Raw genomic sequence first — 19,524 nt, forward strand, 5'->3', positions numbered from 1 at the left:
CTACAATATTTTTCTTTTTTATTTGCCAATGTATTGCACATCTTGTCATCATTCTGCTATAATGAATATCCGATACATGACTACTCCATAGAAAGTATAAAGGTGGTTCCTATGACAAATCCTGATGATACACTGCTTTATAAGAAAAGACATAATATCACCATTAACGATATCCAGCACTCTCTTTATTATTACTTTGATTATGATGAACGATCCTTTGATATCAACATGCCGTTTCAGCATTTTCATTCCTTTTATGAACTGATGATACTGATCAGTCCCCAGGCATACCATCTGGTAGAAGGTATCCCCTACTCTATACGATCCGGCGATATCGTACTTCTACGCCCATCGGTGCTGCACCGCTCCGAATATCAGAAAGGTGCCCCCAGCAAACGGCTGATCATCGGTTTTTTGTACCCCCCTTCACTTTGGGGAATGCCTGAAACCTATCAGAAGCTTTTTGAACCGTTTTACTCACCGCTGCCGATTTTCCGTTTTCCTTCCAAACAGCAGCAGCTGGTTAATGAAAAACTAAACCGTATTTACCGCTACTCCTTTCAGGACGAAGAACCGGAACTGAAATCACTCATTGTCCACGGAATGTTTGTGGAATTTCTCTATACCTTGCGGCAGCTGGCACCTTTTAACACCTATTCCAATGAACCGTTAAAAGATGAAGCTTCTCAAAAAATATACACCATTGCCAACTTCATTCATAATCATTATTCAGAAGAATTAACACTGGACTCCCTTTCCAGGGAATTTTATATCAGTCCTTACTATCTGTCCCATCAGTTTAAAGATGTGACTGGTTACACCCTGACCCAATACATACAGATGACACGAATCCGAAACGTGCAATACCTGCTGTTGAACACGAAAAAGAAGATTTCTGAACTGGCGGAAGAATGCGGATTTACAAGCTTTTCACAATTTAACCGAATCTTTCAAAAGTATTGCAGCCAGTCGCCCTCTGAATTCCGTAAAGATGGAGGCGGAAACAGCATTCCGACAATTCTTTAACGATCAGATGGGCAGAAAAAGCCCGTTACAGCTTCCCGGCATCATCCTTATTTCGATGAGAAAGAGCTGTAACGAGCTTCTTATAGCCTGCTGCCCCGTTAAGGAATTACTTTATTGTGTCAAAATATTCTGCTCTTGCGTCAAGAATCTTCTGCAGCCCTGCATTTACAAGGTTGTCATATTCTGTCTTCTGCAGACTATCGAACTGATCCGGTGTACAGCTGATCAGCTTGTAAACATAAGCTACCATTAAGTTCTCAACATTCTTACCGTAATCAGCTTCTGCCTGTGAAATGTTAGCATATACAGGGAAACGGAACTTTCCTTCGGAACGAACATCATAGAAATTAGAGAACCAGTCAGGGGTTTCCCACTCAACAGACTGATCTTTCACCCATTTAGAAACGATTGAATCCTTATTTTTAGTCCAATCCATAGCCAGGTTAACGATATTTAAGTCATCGCAGGTTCCTGGATATCCCTTAGAAGAAAGCTCTTCACTGGATAACTTAATCGGAACTCCGTTTTCATCTCTCTTGTGTTCTGCGGTGAATACGATATTTTCAGCAACTGCCGGATCTGCCATCCAGTTTAAATACTTCATGCAGGCATCTGCCTTCTTCTCGCTGCTCTTTGGTACCATTACAAACATACCGTATCTTGGCTCAAATGGTGTACGATAAGAACCATCAGCCAGTTCAAAGCACTGTACAGGAACGAAAGTTCTTCCGCCTGCGCTCTGATTTAATACAGTGATATAGTTCCATGGACTTTCTGTATCGTCAAGGAAGAAACCAACGTTACCAGCTGTTACCTGAGCCTTATAAAGATCTTCGTTTGTATCAGTTGCAAAATCTTTATTAATAAGTCCTTTGTTATAAAGTTCATTTAATTTTTTAATACCATCAACAGCGCCAGGAGCTACAGCCATATAAGCCTCACTGTAAACATAAGCATCCTTATCGCCTGCAAGGTTTACATAAGAGCCAAGGTAATTGATATAGCCCTTTTCAGTATCATTACGTCCGCTCATCGCCCATGGAATTACATTGTCTACTCCACCAGGGTTTTTGTCTTTTACTGCCTGTAAATAAGCGGTAAGCTCTTCTTTGGTTTTTGGCATCTGCATTCCAAGTTTATCCAGCCAGTCCTGACGGATATAAGCTGTATGACGAGGAGATTCAACACCTCTCTGTTTCATAATTGCAAACTGCTTTCCATCAATCTGTCCCATGTTCTGAGCATCTGCAACGAATTTCTTAATATCTGCGCCGTTCTTTTCATAAGCCTCAGTTAAATCGGTAAGACCGCCGGCTGTGGCAAAGCTGTTAAAGAGACCCTGATTATAGGTAAATACGATATCAGGAGCACTTCCGCCGGACATCATGATATTTACTTTTTCATCAGAAGAAGATCTTGGTACGGAAACGTACTCTACGTTAATATTGTACTTTTCTTTCACCTGTTTCTTTACCCATTCTGTCTGGGTATTATTCTCTACAGTTGTACCGGGAGCTGCATCACCTCTGTCCCAGATCATAACCTTAATTGTTACTTCTTCGCCCTTATCAGCGGAAGAGGAAGCCTCTGCTGCCTTTGTTTCTGTACCGCCAGCTGCTGCGGTTGTTGCGGTTGTTGCATCTTTTGCTGCGCCGGAACCACATCCGGTTACCAGAGATGCTGCAGCTAAAACAGCTACACAGCTCTTTAATAATTTTGCTTTTTTCATTATAAAACCTCCCTTTCATAATCGTTTTTATTATTTAATTAATAAATAATCAACCTTTAACGGCACCAAGCATAATGCCCTTTGTAAAATATTTCTGAATAAATGGATATGCAATTACCATTGGTGTCATGGAGATTACAATACTTGCTGATTTAATGTTATCTGCTACCAGCTGAGACTGGATACCTTCCTCCTGGGTCAGCTTTACTGCTTCGATCAGCTGTTTTAATACCATCTGTACGGTATAGAGCTTTGAAGAGTTTACATAGTAAAGAACATCGCTTAAACGGTTCCATCTGCCCACTGCATAAAACAGTGCCAGTGTTGCCAGTGTTGGATAAACCAATGGGAGCGCTACTTTGAATAATGTCTGTACTTCATTACAGCCATCAATCTTTGCTGCTTCGTAAAGGGATGAATCCAGTCCCTTAAATGCGGTACACATAATGATCATGTTATAGGCACTCAGTGCTTCCGGTATGATCAAAGCCCAAACGGTATCGATAAGTTTCAGGCTTTTTACGTTTAAGTATTTCGGAATAATACCTGGATCTAAATACATCGTCAGTACAAACAGGGTCATAATGACTGCTCCGCCCTTTAAGTTCTTCTTAGAAAGGGGATAAGCTGCAAGTACGGTCATGACAATACATACGAAAGTGGATCCAAGCATCAGGAATACTGAGTAAATAAATGAGGATACGAAGCTTCCGCTGTGAAATGATCTGACATAAGCTTCCACGGTAAACTGGACAGGATAAAGGAAAACTTTACCACCCAGAATGGCATCCTTGGAACTCAATGACATGGATACAACCCTGATTATGGGAATCAATGCCACGATGCTGATTACTACGAAAAATGTGTTCCAGAAGAGCTGGAACCTTCTGTCTGCTTTGCTCTTTAATTCGCTCATTACATAATTCCCTCCTCTCCCATTTTTTTAGAAATCTGATTCACTGACAGAATCATAATGATTCCGACAACGGACTGGAAGAGACCCACGGCAGTAGCGAAATCGAAACGGCCTGCCTGAAGACCTACACTATAAACATAAGTACTGATAACGTCGGATGCACTTTTAACCAGTGTATTTCCCATCATAAATGGACGGTCAAAGTCGATGGAGACGATCTTACCAAGCTGCATAATCAGCATGATTGAAATGGTCGGTCTGATCTGCGGAATGGTCACATGCGCGATTCTCTGCAATCTGGTTGCACCATCGATATAAGCTGCTTCTCCAAGAGATGGATCCGTAGCAGTAAGCGCCGCGAGATAAATAATCAGAGAGTAACCGGCTGACTGCCAGATTCCTGCAAACCAGTAAACAAATCTCCATATAAAAGGACTGCTTAAGAAGTTTACTTCCTTAGCTCCTACTTTGCGGAAAATATCATTTACAAGACCGCTTGTAGAGAACAGCTGGGTAATGATACCTGCAATAATAACCCAGGAAAGGAAGTTTGGAAGATATAAAATAGTCTGTGTCGCTTTTCTGATATGCACATTTCTGATTTCAAACAGGAATACAGCAATCAGTACCGGCACCGGGAATCCAATAATCAGGTCACCGATATTTAATATCAATGTATTGACTAACGCATTCCAGAAATCTTTAGAACCGAACGCCTCTTTAAAATGAGCAAAACCAACCCATGGGCTATTCCATATTCCTGCAAATACGTTAAATTTCTTAAAAGCAATAATTCCTCCGATCATGGGCTTATAACGGAACATAAGCATATAAATAACCGGAATCAGAAGCATTAAGTAAAGCTGCCAGGTATTGCGCGCATACACCTTAAAAGGAATCTTACGTGCCTTTTCCTTAATTCTCTTTTCTTTCATAATATCCATACCCTCCTTCTATTCGTTTCCGTCTTTTTGAAGCTTAGCCTCCAGACTCTCAATCAGTGCCAGAAGCTCTTTTGGCTCATGGACGGTATAGTCCGGCGTTTCCCACTCATCAGCCGGATTCATATCATAGCGCGGAGACCAGTCAATGAGAATAGAGGTAATACCAAAGCGGTTGGCTCCGGCAACGTCCTTTCTCACATTGTTTCCAATCATAACCACCCTTTTTTTATCTTCTTCTGTCAGGTGATTTTTCTCCATGGCATCTATAAACATTCTCTCGGAAGGTTTCTGGACCCCAACGATCTCGGAAATTGTTCTGGTGTGGAAGCAATAACCAAGGCCATTTTCTTCATAAACATTGGTGAAGGACTGTTCTTCTCCGTCAGCCACCATAGCAATGACATAACCGGCGTCGTAAAGAGCTTTTAAGGTCTCCCCCGCCCCGGGAATTAATTCTGCGTGGATCACAATATCCTCATCATTGCGAATTTCAGTACCTTCGTCAATAATGGTATCCCCACTGTCTGTAAAAATGATTAGCTTCTTTTGCATTTTGTTAACTCCATATCAAATTTTGGTGTGTTTTTTCTTAAAGCTGATGAAAACATTATAATATTTTGGGTACATTGTTGCTATGCGTAATTTGTTTTTATTGAAACCATCTTACTCGCATTTTTTGCGTTTATAAAATTAAACGCAATGTTTTTATTTCAAATGGAGCAAAATTCAGGAGGATCTCACTTTTATTCTCTAAAAGTTTCACAGGCAGTGTGGTTGTGGATGATATGGTTTCTTCCATTGTAGTTTCCCACAATTTGCTGATTTTAAAACCAGCTTTTATCGAGCAGGATGTATGCCTTCCAAATGCCTCATAAAATCTTAAGATCAAATGATTTTCCCCGTCTTCTGCCATTTTAACGGTCTCCAGAATCACATTATCTGACGAAATACTGAAATATTCTTTCCTACCTGCCCCTTTTCCCCAGAATTTAAGCGGACTGTTCAGCTGCATTCCTTCACGAACCACACCGCTGTCCGCAAAATCACTGCTTTTTACATAAAAGGAGTAAGTAAATTCCTGCATCCCTTTATCTGCATACATATCCGGCCATACAGGTGCTTTTAACAAGGTCAGTTCCATCGCATTCCCGTCCGTACTGATTCCGTACTTGGAATCATTGAGCACGGCTGCTGTTCTTCCGGGCTCTGTCATTGCAGTATAACGGTTGTTGCACACCTCATACCGGTCTGCATCATAACGGCGGCTGCGGTGAGTGGGCCGTTTCACATATCCAAACTGTATTTCTTCCAAAGCTTCCTCTGCCCGGATCGTAACCGGAAATGAAGTCTTTAACAGCTTGTGGGTTTCCTGCCAGTCAATCTCTGTTGCGAAATCGATCCGCCTGCTGTGATAAGACAAAGAGATTCTCTGGGTCATGGCTGACTTATGAATCTGCCGTTTTACAAGAAGAACCACTTTTAAAGGGCCTGTCTCCTCAATGGTGATCACTGCATCCTGACTGAGTTTCACTGGCACATCTTTATAAAAAGAGCTGATTTCCCATGCATCATAATCCACATTGATATCCTGATAAAGAAGAAATTCATTTGCAATTCCGTCAACAAATTCCGTTTTGCTATCCCGCTCCAGTACGCTTCTTACCTGGCCAATGTCATCAATGGTTACTCTTAAAAGCTGGTTTTCCAAAATAAAGAATCCGTTTTCTTCATAGATTCTGCAAGTATCTTTCAAAATTGCACCGCTGTTTTCTTCAATCTGGGCATAACCGCAGGAAGGTACCTTTACGGGTATCAGCAATTGATCTCCCATTCTCTGGCTTACCGGCAATCTGCCACAGCTGATTAACGCTTCTCCTTCTTCCAGGGGAATCTCCACCAGTTCTTCCCGCTCCCAGGAAAGTGAGTTAAACACCAGGAGACCGTCTGCATTTGGACCAGTGAGCTTCTTCTTTGCTTCCTCGTAAAGACAGAGTGTGCTTTCTCCAGCTTCTTTTAACTGGGCTAGTGCATCCTCATAAACTCTGGTGATGGAAGTTCCCGGTATAATATCATGGAACTGATTAAACAGAAGGACTTTCCACAAGGCTTCCAGTTCTTCTCTTTTATTCTCACCGCTCTTTACAATACATGCAATGGCATTAAGCATCTCCGCCTCCCGGAGCTTCCGTTCCATCAAACGGTTTTCCTTCTTAATCCGTGCCTGGGACGTATAGGTTCCTCTATGCCACGGAAGGTATAGTTCCCCTCTGTAAACCTCTTTTACAGAGTTTTCTTCTTCCAGTCTTTCAAAGAATTTAACCGGACTTTCCATGCATGTGCGGGGCGCGCCTTCCAAATCCTTCACCCGTTTTGCAACCTCTGCCATCTCTCTGGTGGCTCCGCCGCCGCCGTCGCCGAATCCAAACGGAAAAATAAAGGTATCAATATTTTCCTGCTGCACCCGGTCTTCCTCCCATCTGGTAATCAGATCAAGGGGATCCAGCCTTGCATTGTTCTTTTTATAAAAATGGGTCAGGATTCTGGTTCCATCGATTCCTTCCCACCAAAAATTATTATAAGGGAATACATCGCAGCCCTTCAGTGCTCTGGCCATCTTCTGAGTTGCAAAATAACGGATTCCACAGCCTTTCATAATCTGGGGCAGCTGTCCGTTAAAGCCGAAGCAGTCCGGCAGCCAGACCATAACACTTTCTATCCCAAGTTCTTTTCGAAACCACTTTCTTCCGTACAGGCACTGGCGTATGAGGCTCTCTCCCGATACCAGATTGGTATCAGGTTCCACATACATGCCGCCCTCAGGGATAAAGGATCCCTCTTCTACTTTCTTTAAAAGGCGACCATACAACTCAGGATAATGTTCTTTCACATTCTCCATAATCGGTGGCTCACATAAGAGAAATTTATAATCCTCATATTCATCGGATAAGGCAATCTGGGTGGATAGCGTTCTTGCACATTTGCGCTTTGTCTCTTCCCATGGCCACAGCCATGCCAGATCCAGATGGGATTGTCCGAAAATGGTAAACTCCGGAGCCGTTGATCCGTTTACACAGGAAAGAAGTGGCGCCAGTTTTTTTCTGGCCTCACGAAACGATTCATTTCGCCCTTCCCGGTCCAGTTCAAAGTCAGCTGTAAATGTAAATTCCAAAAGTCCCTGATTTATTTTCATTGCTCTTAAGGATTTAGGATCAAGCCCCTCAGAAAGCTTGCTTAAGGTAAATACATCCATAAGCAGCTGAAATGCATCTTCGTTCCAGATTCCAAAATCCGAATCTCCTACTTTAACCTGAAACTCCGGTGGTTCCGGAACCGCAGTACGAAAATCAGGGCATGGTCCGCCCTTTTCCAGTCTCGGTCCATGCCCTGCATAGCTTTCTGCCACAACAAAAAAACGCTCACCTGCCATTGCATGGCGTGTCAGTGTAATTCCATCGTGCTTTAAATCTCTGGAACCTGCCGTTTTCCCATTTACCCATAAAAGCATCTCACCGCCTACCTCCGGGTGAAGAAAAATCCGCTTTCCCTCCGCCTCTTTCGGCATAACGATCTCTGTTAAAAACCAGCCGTATTCCCATTTGCTGCCCCAGGGGGTTCCCTGAGGCATGGGGTAAAACTCCTGTTTTAGTGCCTCCTCATAAGAGAAATGCTCTTTTGTCGTAAAACCGGTAAAAGTCACTGATGAAAGTCTTTCAAATAAATGGTTTTTTAATTCTTCCATCCATATTTGAATCCGTCCGTTTCGTTCTGCAGCAAGCTCCATCTGCATATCCTCCCTTTTCTCATACAGTTATATTGCACCATTATATGATATCTCACAGGCAGTGACTATGCATAGTTTGTCAAGTTACTGTATATCTTTTGCAAATCTTGCAAAAATATAATTCCTACAATTGAATCTTTATGGTTTTTATTTCATATGGCTTAAAGGTAAGTGCAATCCGTCCGTTTTCTGCCGGAACCTTATTAGTCTCCTCTTCCATACAGTTGCATTCACTGATCTGTGCACCCTCTGTCATGGAGAATGTTACGTGGGTATTGGTCCGCATGCCATAAGACTCATAGAAACGTACAATCAGTCCATCCCCATCTTCGGAACGCTTCACTGTATCAGCCAGTATATTTTCATTCTCAATTTCTAAGAAGGAACAGGACAGAACACCATTTCCCTTAATTTCAGTAGAAATCAGAGGACAGTTTAAGTCATACGCTTCCTGTATTACTCTGCCAGTACGGAAATCTCCTTTATGAGGCAGCAGAGAATAGGTAAATGTATGCTCTCCCTGATCTGCATCCGGATTTGGGAATATGCCGGATTTTAATAACGTAAGGCGGATAACAGAATCATGAACGTCATAACCATATTTGCAGTCATTTAAAACAGCGGCACCATAGCCTGCTTCTGAAACATCCGCCCATTTATGGGCACATACTTCAAATCTTGCCTGATCCCAGGTGGTATTTTTGTGAGTCGGCCGGCTTACATTACCAAACTGAATGTCGTAATTGGCCTCGTTGCACAGAATGTCCAGAGGGAAGGCAGTCTTTAACAGCATCTGATGCTCATTCCAGTCAATTCTGGTCTTGAAATCAATTCTCTTTGTATGGCTGTAAAAGCAGATCTGCTGTTCAATAACAGAATCCATGAATTTCCGTTTTACAAGTACCACTGCTCTGACCGGGCCATTTTCTAACAGCTTCATTTCTGTTACATCATTTACCTGCCACTGTTTCTCCTCAAAGGTAGAATCAATATTCCATGCATCAAATTCCAGTGGCCGGTCTTCAAATACAAGCAGCTCATTTCCCGCTTTTCCTTCCTTTAACAGACTTCGTTCTTCTGTTCTGTCATAGATTCGGGATAGATTTCCTGCCTGATCAAATTCCACCTCATAGTATGGGCTGACTGCCTTTATCACAGCTCCCTCTTTCCCGCAATCCACAGAGGTAAATACGGACTCTGCCTTCTCCAGGGAATCACCTGCAGAAAGTACCGTCACACCCTTTGATGGCACAGCCTCAGCCAATGCGATCATGTGCCCATCAAAGGTTTGCTGGGTGAGCGCTGAAAGATTCTTAACCCCAGTCTCAAACTCAACAATTCCGGTTCTTTTAAAGCTTAGAGAGTTCCACACTGCAAGGGCAGTGGGGTTCTTCCTGTCGCATTCAAATCCAGATATCTTCAAAATACTGTCATGGCTCTGATTGATTATATCAAGATCAGATTCCATGATTTTCTTGTACTGAACCTCAGAATCCTCATATACCTCCTTGATGGATGAGCCTGGAAGAATGTCATGAAACTGGTTTAACAACAGAAGCTTCCAGTTTTCATCCAGCTGACTCTTGGGATACTCCACGCTTTTGGTAATAAGAGATTGAAGAACTGAGTAAAATTCTGCATCGCCGTTTAAAAACTCACAGGTTCTGTTGTATTTTTTATTCTTTGCCATGGATGTATAAGTTCCCCGGTGGAATTCCAGATACAATTCACCTGCCCAAACAGGAAGCCGTTTTTTATCCAGTTCCTCTTCCAGCTTGTGAAAGAAGTCCTTAACAAAGGTCTGTTCGGTTCTTGGACAGCGGGCCACATTCCGTTCCATTCTCCGGCTCTGTTCCAGCATTTCTTCAGTTGGGCCGCCGCCTCCGTCACCGTATCCATAACAGGTCAGTACTTCACGGCTGACATCCTTGTTTTGAAATCTCTGCCAGGTCCCCATAATCTGTTTGGGATCCTGTCTGCCGTTGTAGGTGGTACTGTAGCCTCTGGATGGCTGGCCGTTTTTATAATAATCCTTGGTTGATATCAGATAGGTTAAAACTTCACTGCCGTCAATTCCGCGCCAAACAAAGGTATCATAGGGAAACTGATTATACTCGTTCCAGCCAAGCTTTGTTGTCATAAAATAAGACAATCCCGACTGCTTCATAATCTGTGGAATGGCAGCGCTGTAGCCAAATACATCCGGAAGCCAGAGCACTTCGTTTACAGGGCCGGAAAGTTCCTTTTCGAAGAATCTTCTTCCATACAGAATATGACGGACTAAGGATTCACCTGATGCTAAGTTGCAGTCCGGTTCCAGCCACATGGCACCTTCCGTCTCCCAGCGTCCCTCTTTTATTTTTTCCTTTATTTCTTCAAAAAGCTCCGGAGCCTCTTCTTTTACAAATTCGTAAAGCTGGGGCTGGCTGGACATAAATTTGTATTCCGGATACCGCTCCATCAGATTCAGTACTGTGCGGAAACTTCTGACTGCTTTTTGTCTTGTCTGTTTTAACGGCCATTTCCATGCGACATCGATATGAGTATGCCCGATGCTGTGAACAGTCACCGGATTTTCCGGTCTGTCTTTATAGTAGGCATTCATAAGGAATTCATCTGCTTCTTTTACGGATATAAAGAACTGTCTGGAATGGGGTCTGGTAAAGTCAATCCGTTTCACTGCCTCTGACAGAACCTTAAATCCCTCAATCTGCTCTAAGTCATCTTCTTCCAGAAGATCAGCTGCTTCAAATGGTACTGCAAGATCATAATAGAGCTTTGCTACCTCTTCTTCGTAGGCTCCGATTTCCAGATGAAAGAAATTAGTACGGCCGGAGCTGTTGGAATAGGCATAAAATGCCAGCTCGTGTGTTTCTCCCTCGTTTGCATGTTCTGTCACAATAAAATCCTGATGGTTCATATCCATGGTTCCGGAATGCTTTCCGTCAAAAAACACCATGATTTGAGGATTGTCTGTGTTCCAGATATCGGTTGCTCCCGTGTTTAAAACGGCTCTTACCTGCGCTCCTTTTAAATCAGACGGTACCGTAATACGGGTCTTAAACCAGTAATGCCGATCCGATCCTCCCCAGGTCTCATCCCTGCCAAAAGACTCCCAATTTAAAATGCTGCTGTCAAACTCTTCTTTCCACTCATAACTTCCGGGGCTGATCCACATTTCTTCTGCCGGTTTTAAATTGGAATAGCATAGCGGTTTCAGTGCTTCCAGCGCCGCCAATAATCTGTTTCTGATCGGATTCATTCGTCATTCCACCTTTTGTCTTAAATTTTAAAAAAGGCAGGAAACACCGCATATGCGGGTCTCCCACCTAAAAAGCCTTATTAGCCCTTTATTCCTGTAGAGGCGATTCCTTCCACCAGATATTTCTGCATAGTCAAGAAAATAACGAAGATCGGAATCAAAGATAAAGTTGCCATTGCAAACATTGCACCCCAGTCGGAACCAGCTGTCGGATCTGAGAACATCTTTAATGCATAGCTGACCGGATATTTTAATGGATCGCTTAAATAAAGCAAAGCTGCAAGGAAGTCATCCCATCTCCACATGAAGGAGAAAATAGCGCTTGTAACCAGAGATGGCTTCACGAGGGGAAGAATGATCCGGTAAAATATGGAGTAGATCGTACAACCGTCCATTCTGGCAGCCTCGTCCAAATCAATGGGAATACCCCTGATAAACTGAACATTTAAGAAGATAAAAAAGCCCTGTCCAAAAAACTGCGGTACAATAATGGGAAGATAACTTCCAACCCAGCCCATTTTATTAAAGATAATGTACTGCGGAATCATGATAACCTGGAAAGGCAGCATCATTGCGAGAAGCATACACGCAAACCAGAAGCCTTTAAACTTAAAGTCAATTCTTGCAAATCCGTATCCTACAACAGCAGAGGAAATAACGGCTCCTACTGTGGATAAACCTGCAATTACAAAGGAATTCTTAAAAAATGTTCCAAAACCATAACCTGCAAAGCCTTTCCAGCCCACCTTATAGTTTTCAAAAGAAAAGTGTTCGGGCAAAAGGCTGGCAGCAGTCCGGAAAATCTCATTGGTATTTTTAAAGGAACTCATCACCATCCATACAAGCGGATATATCATAACACATGCAAATAAAAAGGTAAATACATGATAAATCGCTGTGGTGACAAATTTTCTTTCCTGATATCCTGTTTTCATATTTCATCACCCTTCCGCTTCGTAATGTACCCACTTTTTCTGTGTTTTGAACAGTACCAGTGTCAGCATGCCTACAACGAATACCATAAACCAGGCCATTGCACAGCCATATCCAAGCTTATTATAAGTAAAGGAATTCTGATACATGTATACGGTATAAAACAATGTGGTATCTCTTGGCTTTCCCTGGGTAATAATATAGCTTTGTGTAAATGCCATAAACCCATTGATCAGCTGGTTAATGAGATTGAAGAAAATAGTGGGTGTCAGCATTGGAATTGTGATTTTGAAAAATCTCTGAATTCCATTGGCACCATCAACGGTAGCTGCCTCATAAAGGCTGACTGGAATCTGCTTTAAACCGGATAAAAAGATGAGCATGGAAGAACCAAACTGCCAGATTGCTAAAATAATCAGAGTCCAGATCGCTGTATCTGCTCTTCCCAGCCAAGCCAGGTCAGAGGGAAGTCCGACTATCCCTAACAGTGCGTTTACAACACCATCGCTTGCAAACATTCTCTTCCAGAGAATTGCAACAGCCACACTGGATCCGATAATAGAAGGCAGATAATATACCGCCCTGTAAAAACCGGATAGTTTGGTGCTTTTTACTAAAAGCATGGCAACTGCTAACGCCATGATAAGCCGGAGAGGAACCGAAAACAGAACATAGTACATGGTAACACCAAATACTTTCCAGAACTTTGGATCCGCCGTAAACATCGTTTTATAATTTTCCAGTCCTATAAAAACCGGTGATTTTAATATATTGTATCTGGTGAATGAAAACCCTAAAGATAAAATCATTGGAATTGCCATAAAGGCAAGAAATCCTATAATGAAGGGCAGGATAAATACATATCCTGCAACCTTCGGTGTGTTTAAGATCTGGCCCACTGATTTTTTTCTTTTCGGGATCATTTGATTGTTCTTCATCTTATCCCCTCCAGAATTTTACCTGTTATTTTGCCGCTTCTTCAAGTATTTTCTTTGCTTCAGGCACAAACTGGCCAACTGCGTCGTCTGCTGTTGCATCTCCGTAACGGACTGCTTCAGAAACTGTTTTTCCTAATGCTTCTACTTCACCTTTACCAGATGGGTCTGGAGCATCGATTGGAGTTGCGATTTCAGTTACTTTTGCAACATAATCAAATACGGTCTGAGCTGCTGCATCTGCCTTTGGTTTGATTGCATCTGCAACTTCTGTATTGATCGGAATTCCTCTTTCAGCAAGAAGGATTTCATTACACTCTGTGCTGTTTGTGAACCAGTCAATGAATTTTGCTGCTTCTTCTTTATTCTTGGAAGATTCAGCAATAGAGAAGAACATACTTGGTTTTAAGTACAGTGGCTGTACTTTAGCATCTGTAATGGTTGGGAACATGGTAATTCCAAGTTCTCTGCCTGCTGTTTTGGAGATACTGATGAACTGGTTGGATAAGCTTAAATCATTCCAGGTTGTTCCATCAATGATTGGCTTTGTCTCTACAACATCAGGATTCTTCTCTGCTAATAAATCTGCGGAAATGCTTGCATCAGATTTAGCAAATTTTTCAATGGTGTTAAAATAAATCTTCATGGAATCTTCTTTACCAGTGCTTAATTCATCAAATAAATGAGAACCATTGGCTCTTGCCATGATCTGCATCATGTTGATTCCGCCGTCATAAAGAGTTTTAGCACCGGTTTTCTCGCTGATGGTCTTGCCAAGGTCATAAAGCTGGTCCATTGTCAGCTGATCAGGAATGGTAACTCCTGCCTTTTCAACGACTGCTTTGTCATAAACCATCATAGGAGCGTTGCTGCCAAGGCTGAGTGCATAAGTCTTTCCGTCAACTTCTCCACTCTTAATGATGCTTTCCGGAATCTTGGAAGTATCAATCACGCCGCTGCTCATGAATTCAGATAAATCAGCAAGCTGTCCGCTCTTCTGATACTGATTTAAATAGGAGTAATCCATCTGAATGATGTCAGGAAGGTTTCCGCCTGCTGCCATAGCAGAAAGCTTGTCCCAGTAACCGGACCAGTCAGTAAACTCAACTTTGATGTCTACATTTGGGTTTTTACTCATGTAAAGATCAACTGCTTTTTTTGTTACATCGTTTCTTGTCTGATTTCCCCACCAGCAAAGGCTTAAAGAAACTTTGTCACCTGATGCTGCTGCTTTGGTATCAGTGGATGCTGCTGTGGTAGCTGCTGTGGTAGCTGCATCTGCCTTGGTTGTTTCTGTTGGCTCTGTTTTGGAGCCACAGGCAGCTAATGATGATGCTGCAAGAATTGCTGCAAGTGTTGTTGCTAAGATTCTTTTCTTCATTTTGCAAAACCTCCCATTTGATTTCATTAAGATAACCACATTTTATGTCAAATATGCACAAACGTAAAGTTAAAATACGGCTTTTTATGGTTGAAAAAACAGCTTTGTGTAATTTGAGATCGTTTACCAATTTCTTTTTTTGATCTTTTACTATATAATACGATTATCTGAGAAAGGAATTCTGAATATGAAACGATGTACAGTCTGGTTTAACAATCTGTCTTTATACAAAAAAATACTGACGGTTTTTCTCCTTGCTCTTTTTGCCCTGTGCCTCACTATCTTTATCAGCATACGAATTCTGGCCAACCGCTACAACGAAGTACTTTATCAGGCAAATGCCGACTCTTTAAGCCATGTAACCACCTATCTGGAGTCGGAAATGCAGATGGTTGAAAATGTTACGGATAATATTATCGGAGATGCTGTTCTGCAGGAGAATTTGTCGTTTCTGATTGACAATCCATACAGTGACCGGCGTTCTCTTGCAAAAAGAGACATTTATCAACAGCTCTACTCCTATATCTATCAAAGCAGATATGTGAAATCCATCAATATCGTGTTAGATGACGGATCCAATATCTGTATGGGGCGTTCGGATGATATCTTTAAATTTAACCGGGCGGAACTTGACCGTTCCATTGACCAGTTAAAAGGAAAAGCGGTATGGTCTTCTGCAATTGAACCTGGTGATGATACCGTGTGTGCAAGACAGATCTTAAAGCTTAAATATTTAAGCCTGAAAAAACTGGCAGGACTCTATGTCACCGTTGATATGGAACACATGATCGAGGATGGTTTAAAAAGCTCCGGCAGTATGGCGGATAATTCCAGGTTTATCTTAATGACAGGAGAAAAGCGGATCTATCCGGCAGATGCCTATCACCAGGAATACTGTCTGAAACTCATTGCGGACAGGCAGGGCAGGGAAAATGCCTATACCATTACATCTCTGGATAATAAAAAGGAGTTTATTATCAACGGATATATTCCCAATGTTGGCTGGGACTATCTTTATTTCAGAGATTATAATCCCTTATTTCGCAACGTACGCCTCATTACCATGCAGATTCTTTTATATACCTTTTTCATTATTCTGGTTACGGCAATCCTGGTAAATTTACTCTTCCGTTATATCTTCCGCCACCTGGACTACTTAATCGAGAAAATCCAGCGTTTTGGGAATGGAGAAGCACCTGTCAGCCGCATCAAGTCCTATGACTATGAGAACAGACAGGATGAAATCGGACAGCTCCATCGCAGCTTTGATGAGATGACCCACAGTGTAAAGGTATTAAGAGATGAAAATTATGATAAACAGCTCCTTTTAAGGGATTCTACCATTAAGATGCTGCAACAGCAGATTAATCCTCATTTTTTATACAATACGCTGGATACCATTAACTGGATGGCTCAAAAATACGGAGCTGACGATATTTCCATGATGGTTCGCTCCCTGGGTAACTTATTCCGCGCTTCCATTGCGGGTCAAAAGGATATCATTCCCCTATCGGAAGAGCTGGAGGTGTTAAATGACTATATCCGGATTCAGGAAATGCGTTTTAAAGACAGACTGAATTTTGAACTGGAGGTCCCGGAGAATATCTCCCACATCTTCGTTCCCAAGCTGTGTATTCAGCCTTTGGTGGAAAATGCGTTAAAGCATGCCATGGAAGCCACCGACGAAATGTGCTGTATCCGGGTTACCATTAGAGAAATGGAGCTGGATTACCAGATTAAGGTATCCAATACCGGTTCCATTTTTGATCCTGATTTACTTACCAAAATTGAAAACAAGGAAATCCAGCCCCAGGGTTCGGGTGTTGGACTGGTAAATATTAATTCCAGATTAAAATTACTTTATGGCAACAATTACGGGCTGAATTTTTACAATAAGAGCGGAATGGCAGTGGTTATGCTGTCCATTCCCAAAGAACAGGAGGTTTGACATGCTGAGGTTAATGATTGTAGATGATGAACAGATTATCAGAGAAGCCCTTTCTCAAATGATTGATTATGAATCTTTGGGATATGAGCTGATCGCAACAGCCAAAAATGGAATGGAGGCCTATGACATCATATGTGATGAATATCCGGATGTAGTGATCACTGATATTCGAATGCCCATTTTAAACGGGCTGGATCTCATAGAGCGTTCCATTAAAACAGACTCTAAGATCTCGTTTATTCTGCTTTCCGGTTATAATGACTTCGAATATGCCAAGCAGGCGATGAAATACGGAGTCCGGTTTTATTTATTAAAACCAACCGATAAAAATGAGCTGATCGATTCTCTTGTCTCCATTCGAAAGGAACGACTTCAGGAAGAAGAGCGCCGCAAATCCCAGCAGGTGGATCTTTTAAAGACTTTGCACATTCCGCTGGAACAAAGTTTCATCATGGAACTGCTGGAGCATCAGGACACTTTTTCAAGTGTATTCCATAAATATCAGGAGCTGTTATCTCTGCCTGAAAGCTGCCTCTATGCATGCATCTGCTCCTTTGTAGAAGAACCGTATTTGAAAAATTTCGCCACTGATATAGTTAAAATCCTTAATCTGGAAGGGCTTCGTCTGGATTTTTCCATACTATATGTAAAGAATACTGCTGTTCTGATTTTTCCTGCTACCACTCTTGCAACACAGGAACGGATTAAGAACTCCATTTTAAAGCTGCATTATCCCAATCAGTCCGTTACCTTTGAAACAGAATTTATCCATATGGAAACATCGGAAAAGTTATTTTACTATGTAATTCAGAAGATCTCCCGTTTTGAGCGGATTCTACTGCTCAGTGAAAAAGGAGAAAGCTATGAGATCAGAAACCATATTACAGCTCCATGGATGATCAGTCATCTGGAAGATTCCATTACCTCTGCACCGGATATCATTCAGGCAAACGAGCTTTTAAATTCCGTTTTTATCGACTCCATGCCCCCGGCAACTGCCAGAAGCCTTGCCCTTGGCCTTTTCCTTCAGGCCGATTTAAGCCAGGAAAAGCCGCCCATTGATGCTGCCTGTGACTTTTTCCGCCGGCTCTATTCCTGTGATAACGTAACGGAAATCCGGAATCTTCTTTCTGTGGTTCTGGTACAGAAAGAGCATGAAACAGGGGGACATAAGGCCAGCTCCAACATCGCGCTGTTAAAAACCTATATCAGGGAACACTTAGACTCAGAGAACCTGTCTTTAAAATGGCTGGCTGAGAATTATCTGTTTGTCAGTGTGGGGTATTTAAGCAAACAGTTCGTGAAGGAAGAAGGCATGCGTTTTTCCGATTATTTAAACAAAGAGCGCATGGAGGAAGCCATACGGCTGATGACCTACTATCACAATGACAACATCAAACAAATCGCAAGGCAGGTGGGATTCGGAAGCAATCCCCAGTATTTCAGCCAGGTATTCAAGCGTTACACAGGTCTTCCACCCACAGATTTCATCGAAAAGCTAAAAAACACAAAACATAAAGGAGAATGACAACAATGACAAACGAGAGGCTGCTGGAAAAAATCCATCTGGTTGTGGAGAAACTCATGAATCTGGGAGGCTGTGACTATGACAAAGACAAATCAGTCAGCTCCACAGACACCAAAAAAGGAATTATACAGAGGGATTTCGGCATTGAAGAATGGGACTGGCCTCAGGGTGTTGGTCTCTATGGCTTGTACAAACTACAGGATTTCTATGGAGATGACCGGTATCTTTCCTTTTTTGAAAACTGGTACAGCGGACATATGAAAAATGGTCTGCCCTCCAGAAACATCAATACAACGGCTCCCTTCCTCCCCCTATCCTGCCTTCATACCAGTCTGAAAGACTCAGAGAGCTTCTATCAGCTCTGCACAGAACAGGCAGACTGGCTGATTAACGGGCTTCCAAAAACCACCGACAATGGATTTCAGCATGTAACAAGTGCAATTGGTGACAGGAACGGAGTAACCTTAAATGAAGGACAGATATGGATTGATACTTTATTTATGTCTGTGCTTTTCTTAAACCGAATGGGTCAGCAGGCAGAAAATCCAGTTTGGAAAAACGAAGCCATTCATCAGTTTCTGGTACACATCAAATATTTATTTGATAAACAGACCGGACTCTTCCATCACGGGTTCAGTTTTGAGCGTATGGATAATTTTGGAGGCATTTTCTGGTGCCGTGGAAACTCCTGGTTCACCTATGGAATCATGGAATTTTTAGATACCTGCGGATCTGATTTAAACGAAGGGGTAAGAACTTATCTGATTGACACCTTCCGTTCTCAGGCAGCTGCTCTCTTAAAGCTCCAGGCTCCCTCCGGATTGTGGAGAACTGTACTGACCGATGAAACCAGCTACGAAGAGGTATCGGGTTCCGCCGCCATTGCCGCCGGTATTTTAAGAGGTGTAAAGGCGGGAATTTTAGATGGTACCTGCAAAGAAGCGGCAGACCGCGCAATCTCTGCTATATGCGATAACATTTCTGAAGACGGAACCGTCCTCAATGTTTCAGCAGGGACTGGAATCGGTATGGACGGCGACCACTATAAAAATGTTCTAATCATGCCTATGGCCTATGGTCAGGCACTTGCTCTTACAGCATTGTGTGAGGCACTTGAAAAATAAAACTTCCCTGCTATAAA

At 42.3% G+C, this 19,524-nt stretch carries 13 protein-coding genes; 4 read left to right on the forward strand and 9 right to left on the reverse strand.

Translation table 11 applies throughout. From position 1 onward, the window contains the following. Nucleotides 1-111 precede the first annotated feature (111 nt). Nucleotides 112-1,026, forward strand: coding sequence for a helix-turn-helix transcriptional regulator (locus BXY41_RS18160; RefSeq protein WP_104438279.1), 915 nt, complete (start codon nucleotides 112-114; stop codon nucleotides 1,024-1,026). A gap of 106 nt (nucleotides 1,027-1,132) precedes the next feature. On the opposite strand, the gene BXY41_RS18165 is transcribed toward BXY41_RS18160, so the two are convergent. From BXY41_RS18165 to BXY41_RS18205, 9 genes are all read right to left on the reverse strand, one after another. Continuing rightward, entirely contained in the window at nucleotides 1,133-2,755 is a 1,623-nt protein-coding gene (locus BXY41_RS18165) for an extracellular solute-binding protein (RefSeq protein WP_104438280.1), read from the reverse strand. Between the two features lie 49 nt (nucleotides 2,756-2,804). Then, a complete protein-coding gene (locus tag BXY41_RS18170; RefSeq protein ID WP_104438281.1) occupies nucleotides 2,805-3,671 on the reverse strand; it encodes a carbohydrate ABC transporter permease in 867 nt (288 codons plus the stop codon). Next, a complete protein-coding gene (locus BXY41_RS18175; protein WP_104438357.1) occupies nucleotides 3,671-4,606 on the reverse strand; it encodes an ABC transporter permease in 936 nt (311 codons plus the stop codon). Before BXY41_RS18175 ends, BXY41_RS18170 begins: the two co-directional genes overlap by 1 nt. An 18-nt stretch (nucleotides 4,607-4,624) precedes the next feature. Further along, on the reverse strand, nucleotides 4,625-5,167 hold the full coding sequence (locus tag BXY41_RS18180) for an HAD family hydrolase (RefSeq protein WP_104438282.1): 543 nt from the start codon (nucleotides 5,165-5,167) through the stop codon (nucleotides 4,625-4,627). A 130-nt stretch (nucleotides 5,168-5,297) separates the two neighbouring features. Next, entirely contained in the window at nucleotides 5,298-8,396 is a 3,099-nt protein-coding gene (locus tag BXY41_RS18185; RefSeq protein ID WP_104438283.1) for an alpha-mannosidase, read from the reverse strand. A gap of 124 nt (nucleotides 8,397-8,520) precedes the next feature. Continuing rightward, nucleotides 8,521-11,658: an alpha-mannosidase gene (locus BXY41_RS18190; protein ID WP_104438284.1), complete on the reverse strand. Its 3,138-nt coding sequence runs from the start codon at nucleotides 11,656-11,658 to the stop codon at nucleotides 8,521-8,523. Nucleotides 11,659-11,738: 80 nt separating this feature from the next. Then, complete coding sequence (locus BXY41_RS18195) at nucleotides 11,739-12,593, reverse strand: carbohydrate ABC transporter permease (RefSeq protein WP_104438285.1); 855 nt, start codon at nucleotides 12,591-12,593, stop codon at nucleotides 11,739-11,741. Between the two features lie 6 nt (nucleotides 12,594-12,599). Beyond that, nucleotides 12,600-13,529, reverse strand: coding sequence for a carbohydrate ABC transporter permease (locus BXY41_RS18200; protein WP_330590520.1), 930 nt, complete (start codon nucleotides 13,527-13,529; stop codon nucleotides 12,600-12,602). Between the two features lie 25 nt (nucleotides 13,530-13,554). Then, on the reverse strand, nucleotides 13,555-14,907 hold the full coding sequence (locus BXY41_RS18205; protein WP_104438286.1) for an ABC transporter substrate-binding protein: 1,353 nt from the start codon (nucleotides 14,905-14,907) through the stop codon (nucleotides 13,555-13,557). 187 nt (nucleotides 14,908-15,094) lie between these two features. On the opposite strand from BXY41_RS18205, the gene BXY41_RS18210 reads away from it, so the two are divergent. From BXY41_RS18210 to BXY41_RS18220, 3 genes are read left to right on the forward strand one after another with little or no spacing between them, the layout of a single operon-like run. Continuing rightward, nucleotides 15,095-16,855, forward strand: a complete 1,761-nt coding sequence (locus tag BXY41_RS18210) for a sensor histidine kinase (protein WP_104438287.1) — start codon at nucleotides 15,095-15,097, stop codon at nucleotides 16,853-16,855. A gap of 1 nt (nucleotide 16,856) precedes the next feature. Further along, a complete protein-coding gene (locus tag BXY41_RS18215) occupies nucleotides 16,857-18,383 on the forward strand; it encodes a response regulator (protein WP_104438288.1) in 1,527 nt (508 codons plus the stop codon). After that, nucleotides 18,380-19,507 (forward strand): glycoside hydrolase family 88/105 protein, encoded by a 1,128-nt coding sequence (locus tag BXY41_RS18220; protein WP_104438289.1) that lies wholly within the window; start codon nucleotides 18,380-18,382, stop codon nucleotides 19,505-19,507. Before BXY41_RS18215 ends, BXY41_RS18220 begins: the two co-directional genes overlap by 4 nt. The last annotated feature ends 17 nt before the right edge of the window (nucleotides 19,508-19,524 follow it).

Origin of the sequence: Lacrimispora xylanisolvens (assembly GCF_002934545.1) — a bacterium.
GTDB lineage: Bacteria > Bacillota > Clostridia > Lachnospirales > Lachnospiraceae > Lacrimispora > Lacrimispora xylanisolvens.